Origin of the sequence: Chitinophaga sp., from assembly GCF_039596155.1 — a bacterium.
Classification (GTDB): Bacteria; Bacteroidota; Bacteroidia; order Chitinophagales; family Chitinophagaceae; genus Chitinophaga.
In genome coordinates, this window is record NZ_JBCNKF010000032.1 from 92,544 (window position 1) to 101,414 (window position 8,871).

Sequence of the window (8,871 nt, forward strand, 5' to 3'; positions counted from 1 at the left end):
TATTCAATTGGTTCATTGAAAAATAGCTCCTCTGTAAAACAAAAAATTCGAAAGAGTTAGTCGTCCGACCATTCGTGGTGATGAGCCGTTTTTTTAAATGATTATATTAAGTTTACTTTGGACAAATAAACAGCAATGAGCTTATCATCAAAACAAAACTTCGAGCACTACAAAAATGATTGCTTAACAGATTTAATGTCTCTGCAACCGGAGTTTATGAAACTGTATAATATCAATAGTTATGAAAATTGGTATTATGACCATCGTATAGGTAAATTAAATATAAAGATGCATTGAAAGCTGGAATATTATCTCATCTTTCTATGTCACAGTATATCCAGCAGATCTGATCTGCTTATACTAAATACAATCATCTTTATTTGAGCATTTAACAATTACATGGCTCACCATCCATTCATTTGTAGTTGGAACATGAAAAAAAAGAGCCCTAAAAGTTTGGCTTGCTTGCCAGAGCGCGCAATAGAACATACCCTGTCCGTTTCCGAACAATTAATCATTTTATACTATTTGTTAGTTACCTGAAAATAAATCTCATTAGCTATGGCATAAAAGCTGTTGCAAACAGTTATCTTTAAATGGCATACCTCTATGAACAATATTCGCTTTGCCTGGCGCAACCTGCAGAAAGATAAATTTTATTCCCTTCTGAATGTAGGCGGTTTGGCACTTGCCATCGCTGCTTCCCTATTGATCATTCATTATGCAAGATTCGAATACAGCTATGAAAATGTCCATGAAAAAGCAGCGCATATTTACCGTGTAACGCTTGATTTGTACAAAGGAGGGGAATATGTGACCACCGATGCTGGAACCTATCCCGCCGCAGCTCCGGAGTTAAAACTCAGAATGCCTGAAATCGTGGATTATGCAAGGATACAGAATCTTAAAATGAATGAAGTAAGCGATGGGGAAAATAAATCTTTTCTGATAGATAGAATATTCGCGGCTGATCCCGCTGTTTTTTCCATTTTCAACTTTCAATTCATCCAGGGAAATAAGCAAACAATACTGAGGGGAGCCACCGATGCCGTTATTTCAGAAACGATAGCAGAGAAATTTTTCGGAAACAGGAATGTGCTCGGCCAAACATTAAAAATTGGAGGAAATATTGTAACCATAAGAGGCGTGATCAGAGATATGCCGGAAAACACGCACTTAAAAATGAATGTGCTGCTTCCTTTTTCTTTCATTGAAAAATTCGGCCATAAAGTAGATAGCTGGACAAGCAATAATAATTACCTGTATCTGCAATTGTCTTCGGGTGTTGATCTTACTTCCTTTAATCAAAAGCTCAGAATTTTTTCTAAAGAAAAATTGAAAAATGAAATATTCACAGCGGAACCTATCAGAAAAATACATTTGTATTCTCATAAAGAATTTGAACCGGAAATAAATGGTGACGCAAGAACGGTAAATTTTCTGCTTGTAATCGCCGGCCTGGTCTTATTAATAGGTTCTATTAATTATGTGAATTTGACCACAGCCCGGTCTGTTGAAAGATCTAAGGAGGCTGCCATCCGGAAAGTATTGGGTTCCTCCAGGTTATCGCTCATCCAACAGTTTCTGACAGACTCGCTATTGATCAATATACTTTCATTTGTTCTGGCGCTTATCATCATTAGAATAGTAGCGCCCATATATTTGAACCTAGTTGATAAACCTTTCAACACCAGCATTTTTAGCGATACTGGCTTCTGGATCATAAGTATCGGTTTATTTGTTTTCATTTGTTTATTAACAGGGTTGTACCCTGCCTTTGTGTTATCGGCAGTAAAACCCATGAGCGTGACCAACAGAAGCTTTACTAACGCGCCAAAGGGAGGCTGGTTGAGAAAAACGCTGGTGGTCAGCCAATTTTCGGTTGCCATTATAGTGCTGGCAGCTGCCTTAATTATATATCAACAACTTCTTTATCTGCGCAGCCAGCAAATAGGTATGGATATCCAACAAACGCTGATAGTAAGATGCGCTGGAGGAGAATGGGATTCTTTGAATTTGCAGCATAGGATGGCATTTAAAGGCGAGTTACTGAGAATACCTGGCATTAAAAAGGTAGCCTGGGCCGGCTCGGTTCCCGGCCTGGATAAAGGTTTTATGAATACAAATAATTCTATCACGAGGATGGGGGATGAGGTGCACGCAGGATATAATTATTATCACTATTGTATTGACGCTGACTTTATTCCGGCTTTGGGAATTACCATGGTAGCTGGTCGTAATTTCTTTGCAGGTTCAGAAAACAAGCAAGATGTCATCATCAATGAAGAAGCAGCCCGTTTGTTGGGATTCCCCTCAGTAGCAGCAGCTATAGGAGAAAAAATTTCATTTCGGTCTAGCGATGGCAAGTATCATACGATAGTAGGGGTGATGAAAAATTATCGCCAGCGGTCCTGGAAAGAACCACAGATGCCTATGATCCACTCGTATGATGAGACCCCTCCCTATGGCTATTATCTGCTGAAGATGGATGGGAGTAATATCCGCGCCGATCTCACTGCAGTTGAAAAAACCTGGCGGGCGAATTTCAACGGTCATCCGTTTGACTATTATTTTATGGATGAAATGTACGACCGCCAATATAAAGTAGATATTCGGTTTGGTAAAATCGTCAGCATTTTCTCAGCGTTCACTGTCTTCATTACCTGCCTGGGGTTGCTGGGATTGACTGCCTACAATGTCAGCAGGCGCACTAAAGAAATAGGTATCCGCAAAGTACTGGGCGCCAGCGTAGCAGCTATAGTGCAACTGTTGACAAAGGATTTCGTAAAACTGATACTCATCGCCATTATCATTGCCACGCCGTTATGCTGGTGGAGCATGAACAGATGGCTGGACAGCTTTGCTAATAGAATTATCATACAATGGTGGATTTTTGCAGGAGTAGGTATACTGGCAATATTGATTGCCGTGTTAACAGTAAGTTTTCAATCCATGAAAGCTGCGTTAACTGATCCGGTAAAAAGCCTAAGAACAGAATAACAGTTTTGCAGACAGGTATTTTTAAAAGCAATTGAAAGAGGGATCCAAACCCCTGGACCTGTTACAGTCAAAACCATTTAAGTAAATAAAATGAAAGAACTACTTCTACATAATTGGATAATGCAGCAAAAATAATCTTACTTATTACTCTGGAAATATGCTGTTGCCCGTAGGGATACGTCAAGCAGGCAATGCCGATGCCCGCCATGACCAATGCAGCAATTGCCCAATTTCTGATCCGACGGCCAAAAGCTGGAGAACCCAAAGGGATGCGGTGCCGCATTTCCTTTTCCAATTGCTGAAAATCTTCCAATTCAGGCTCAGCTTGCAAAGAAGCTTGTTTATCATACCAGGCTTCTACGGCCCGTCTTTCGTCAGGAGTACACAAGCCTTCTTCATACCGCCGAAGCAGTTCTTGCACTTTCGGATCAATCATGGACAATCTAGTGGTTGGTTTCTATTTATATAGCGTTTGAAAAATCAAATCTTATCAGATGATTTAAAAATATTTTTTGGGAATATAATTTTCATGAGTTGATGCAACAGTTTTTGCGGTAGTTCATACGACTAATTATTTATTTGCAGGCAGATCATATACTACCCCAATTGCCTGGTTACAGCTGTTGAGCAATAACCGCGGCATCTTTTGCAGCTTATAATAATATCAATACAGTCACCGCCTATTCGCTTCGCAGGCTTTTGACTGGATTTACCAACGCTGCCCTGACGGCTTTGTAGCCGACAGTTATCCAGGCGATGAGCACAGAAAACGCGATTGCCAGCAAAAATACGCCTGGGCCTAACTCGACACGGTATGCGAACGATTGCAGCCATTGTTGCATGAGGTAGTAACCGACAGGACAGGCGATAACGAAGGCGATGATTACAAGGAGCGTGAATTCTTTCGAAAACAGGTAAACAATGTGCCCGACCGAAGCGCCGAGCGTTTTGCGGATGCCGACCTCTTTGGTTCGCTGGACGGCCATGAACGAGACGAGGCCGAAAAGTCCGAGGCAGGAGATCAGTATCGCAATACCGGCCGCGATCTGGTAGAGCTGCGAAAGCTGGGTGTCGGTCTTATAAAAACGTGCCACTTGATCATCCACGAAATTGTATTCATATAAAGCCTGCGGAAACGCTGCATTGAACTGTTGCTCGATCTTTGTTAGTGTTTGTTGCAATTGGCCAGGCTTTATCTTCACACTAAGTAACTGGTAGCTTCCTTTGTACGAACCCATTAATACCGGGGGGACGGCATTTTTCAATGAACCCGTGATATAATCCCGTACCACGCCAACTACGGGAAAATTGGTATGGGCGTTCCCGCCTAAATTGATTGTTTTGCCGATCGCCTGCAGTGCATTTTTTAAGCCAAGCTTTTTGACCAGCGTCTCATTAATGACATAGCCACGCGGGGTATCTGCTGCCTGATAAGGCCCGCCCGCTACAAACTGTAGTTTGTACAATTTGAAATAGTCGGCATCCGCGAATTTCAGGCTGACACCGAAGTCGGTCTCTTCGGACGAGTGATCAAAATGGATAGAGCTAAACCAGGCATTTACATCGGAAGGACTGCTATGGCTAAAGCTGACGCCCTCGATGCCGGGTTGTTGTAACAGGTCATCCCGCAGGCCTGCCTGCCTGCTCCTGCTCAGACTGTCATTTGGAATGGGTATGGTCACAATGGCATCCCGGTTATACCCCAATGATTTGTTTTTGAAGTAATTCAGCTGGGAGATGATCACCAGCGTGCAGATAAGGAGTACCTGCGCGATACCGAACTGAAATACGACCAGGACACGGCGGAGCGAAATGCCGCTAGAACGGCCCGCTTTGATCTTGTTCCGAAAAGCCCCGATCGGGTTAAAGCCTGACAGGACCAGCGCAGGGTAAAAACCGGCGAGGAAAGTAACGCCGATCAATGTAAGCAGCAGGAAAAGCAGGACGGCCGGGGTGAACAATAAGTTTATACTCAGATGAGTTTCCAGCAACCGGTTTAGCAGGCTTAAGCAGAACCCGGAGACAAGCGTACCGATCAATAACGCTGCCAGGGTCAGGATGAAGGTCTCGCTCATGAACTGGAGCATCAGTTGCGGGTGGTCACTGCCTAGCACTTTCCGGATGCCGACTTCTTTGGAACGGTTGACCGCCTGAGCGGTAGCCAGGTTGATAAAATTTACGCAGGCGATTACCAGCAGGAACAGGCCGATAAGGCTGATCGCAGTGATCAGCGCCCGGCTGAAAGGATGCCCGGTAAAAATATCGATGCGGGTGTCGTAATGCATTTCCGTTAGCGGCTGTAGTTGCATTCCTGCCACGTCTGCGTAGCGGGCAGGAATATGCCGCTTGATAAAAGCATCCAGCTGCCGGTTGAAAAGCGACACGTCCACTCCTTGTGGTAAGGTAACAAAACAGTAATGCTCGCCGATCACCCAGCCCCAGTCGGAAGAACGGGCATCATAGTCTGCGCCCTTGGTATGCAGGGTCGCATAGGAAAGCACGACCTTCAACGGAAAGTCACTGTTCGCCGGCACATTTTCCAAAATGCCAGTGATCTTGAAATCAAATTTGTTCTTGTACCGGAGGGTTTTCCCTAGCGCCTGGTGCCAATCGCCGAAGAGCCGGTTTGCTTCGTCTCGGGAAAGGACCCCGGTATTCGGCCCGGCTAAGGCAGTCCTGGGCTCACCGGCCAACCAAGCAAAGTCAAAGGTTTGAAAGAATTCCGGTCCGGCATAATAGGTCTCATCTTCCTTGAACTTTTTGTCACCTATACTAAACACGCTACCCTCATTGCGCAGGATCGTGGCTACTTGCTTCAATTGAGGAAAATCAAGGCGTAACGCGTCTGCGACCGGAAATGCCACACCGCTGCTTAAACTATAAGAGGGTTTCTTCGTTACCCCGACCACGCGGTAGATCTGATTCTTTTGGGTATGAAATCTATCGAAGCTGGTCTCATAACGAACCACCAGGAAGATAAGCAGGCAGGCGGCAATTCCGATGGACAGGCCGGTTAGATTGATGATGGTATAGCTCATGTTGCGCAGCAGGCTGCGCCAGGCAATTTTGAAATAGTTTTTGAACATGATGTTGCGGTTTAATTTCCACTTCGAAATTACCGCTGGTGCCTGAGGATAGCGTCTCAGGTTATAAGGTAAGACCTCTTTTTGCAGCAACGCTTTGTGTTCCACCGGGCTTTTGCCTGTTAACTGCTTGAAAATGCGGTTAAAGGTGGGCTTGGAGTTAATGCCACACTCAAAAGCGATACCCAGCAGGGTAAGATGATCGTAAGCCGGATCCTGCATTTTCCGGATGACCGCCTGCACCCGGTATTCATTGACCAGGCCGTTAAAGCTTTTCTTAAAAACGGAATTAGTCAGGTGTGAGAGTTCATGCGTGGTCAACCCTAGTTTAGTCGCCAATAAAGTTAAGGTCAGTTCCGGGTCCTCGTAATAACGGTTAGTCCTGATCTCGCTTCTTACCCGGGCAGCTTTTTGTTTCAGGTCGTCAGGCAGCATGGGTTTGAGTAACGGCAACGTGTTCAGGGCCGGGGCAGACATTGAACTGAGTAATGTCCTGCTGGCCATCCCGATTATAACAACTAACAGCAACAAATAACCTGTTTCAGCAGCTTGCGTAACTATGTGCTCACTGGCAGAAAAGAAAGTAATAAGTGTGACGGCCGACGACAGCAGCACGACAGTGCCGATCCCTGTCAACCAGTGATGCAGCCACCTGAAAGCGTGGCGAAAACGGTCATTTCCTGTGAAGCTTTGCCGGTCGTAAAATTCTTCGATCACCCGGCGACCGTGATAAATATAACCGATAATGCAAACCCAGGCAGTCCCTTGCCACACCAACGGCCACTGGTGAAAAGGCGGTATCAGGATGCCTGCAATGGCTACGATCAATGGTGCAAAATGAAGACGATCTGCTTTCTGTAACGATCCCGCCGGATCGGTCATTTTCCGGACAAAAAAGTATAACAATGGCCCGACGACCAGACCAAATGGCATCCAAAAAAGACCTAACATACTGCTTATCAGCGTGAGCGCCAGCCAGCGATCAGCGGCCCGATCGCTACCTTTATTCCACATTAAAAGCAACGCGAGGTAGGAGCCGATGAAGACTGCGCCAAAGACGGCCAGGTGGTATAAGTCAATATGAGATAAAAAGTATTTCAATTCATTAGCTCTTACAATCGTTGTTCCAGCTTTGTAAGGTGTTAATATACAGCACTTAAGTTATAGCCATAAATAAATAGTGTCCGAAACCGCACGATCACGTGTTCGGTTTTATGAGTCAGCTTTGCGTAACAGTGAACCTTGTCGCGCGAACTCATGAAAATTACAGGAATTGTCATTTTTCTCTTTTGACGGCAAAATATTTCCTCTTAGCTATGTATCTCCTGATGAATTTGAGTTAAACTGTCAGGAAATGAAATTAAAAAATGTAGGTTAACAGGGTATCCGTTTTTTAGGTCAAGACCAGTTAGAAAGCAATTATAGATATTGATATAAAAAAATGTCTGCCCCTCGTTTAGGTCTTATAAACTTTGCTGGGAAAGAAAAACACTTCCTTGGAACTTGTTGGTACAATATTGCTTCAATGATACCCTGAAAGAATCTCTTAAGAGCATGCTATTAGCGGAGTATCACGAAAAGAATCAGGAGAGTCTAGAAGAGGAGAGAACGTTGACGACCCAATTAAAAGAGATAGATACCAAGATTGATAATTTGGAGGAAAGCAGGTATGTATTAAAAGAAATAAGCCAGGAAACGTTTGATAAATTCTTCTCCCGGTACAGTAAAGAGCGAGAAACTATTTCTAGCCAATTGGAGAAAAGCTCAAAAAGTATTTCGAACCCAGAAGAAGCGATTGAAAAAGCGCTGACACTTTCTTCCAATCTCGCTATGGTATGGCGTTCCAGTAACACAGGTGCAAAAGAAAAACTCCAAACCCTGATATTCCCCAACGGAATCATCTATGACCGCCAAAATGAGGCATTTCGAACTCCAAAAGTCAATTATATTTTCAATCGTATTGCCCAACAGGTGGGCAATACGGTTACTAACGAAAAAGGGACCGATCATCTTTTCGATAATCAGTCCCTCTTAGCGGAGAAAGAGGGATTCGAACCCCCGGACCTGTTACAGTCAACGGTTTTCAAGACCGCCGCATTCGACCGCTCTGCCATTTCTCCGGTGCAAAAGTGAAAAACTGAAAGTGATTCACCAAATATTTTTTTAAAATGTGTAAAACATTTTTCAAACCTTACCTCCAAAGGCAATCATTTTCCGTTATCAATCCCGCCTCAAAGCCACGCTACTATTGGTATTCATCGCTACACTCCTAAATGCTCCCAGTCATTTGATGGGAATTTCTCTTTACTGCACTTACCTGGTTTTCCACCTTTTATCTCTTATTTCTCTGGTTGTATGCCTAACGTGTACATCTATATCTCATCTTCATCAAGATGCAACACAGTCATTCCTACCTCCGCAGCCTTCGAGGATACATCACAGTATAAAAGGGTAAAAGAGAGTGAAAAAATGTAGCCCTGGGATAATCCCCGATCATGTATTCATCTATTTACCAGCCACACGAATATTGATTTGCCAGAAATATTAATTGGTGGGTTTATGTATCGTTTGAGAAACGATTCAAATAAAAAAAGATGTAATTAACCGAAAATCCCCAGGAATTCTACCTGGTCCCAAAAAATTCAACTTGATTCTATTTTTTGGATCAAGTTGAATTCTTGGGGGATTGATCCTGTCAAGCATAAATTTTGGATAACCTAAACAGGAAAAATTCTACATCTCTTACTCCTCTCATCGCATTTCTAAACGCTTTGATTTTCGCATTAAA

The 8,871-nt window shown here is 43.7% G+C and carries 3 protein-coding genes and 1 tRNA gene; 1 reads left to right on the forward strand and 3 read right to left on the reverse strand.

The features are described 5' to 3' along the window. Positions 1–609: 609 nt before the first annotated feature. On the forward strand, positions 610–3,000 hold the full coding sequence (locus ABDW33_RS25505; protein ID WP_343692932.1) for an ABC transporter permease: 2,391 nt from the start codon (positions 610–612) through the stop codon (positions 2,998–3,000). A gap of 67 nt (positions 3,001–3,067) precedes the next feature. Here the strand turns inward: ABDW33_RS25505 and ABDW33_RS25510 are convergent, their stop codons facing one another. From ABDW33_RS25510 to ABDW33_RS25520, 3 genes are all read right to left on the reverse strand, one after another. Next, a complete protein-coding gene (locus ABDW33_RS25510) occupies positions 3,068–3,436 on the reverse strand; it encodes a hypothetical protein (protein WP_343692933.1) in 369 nt (122 codons plus the stop codon). 244 nt (positions 3,437–3,680) lie between these two features. After that, positions 3,681–7,184: an ABC transporter permease gene (locus ABDW33_RS25515; protein ID WP_343692934.1), complete on the reverse strand. Its 3,504-nt coding sequence runs from the start codon at positions 7,182–7,184 to the stop codon at positions 3,681–3,683. 934 nt (positions 7,185–8,118) lie between these two features. After that, positions 8,119–8,203: transfer RNA gene (locus ABDW33_RS25520), tRNA-Ser, on the reverse strand. Between the last annotated feature and the right edge of the window lie 668 nt (positions 8,204–8,871).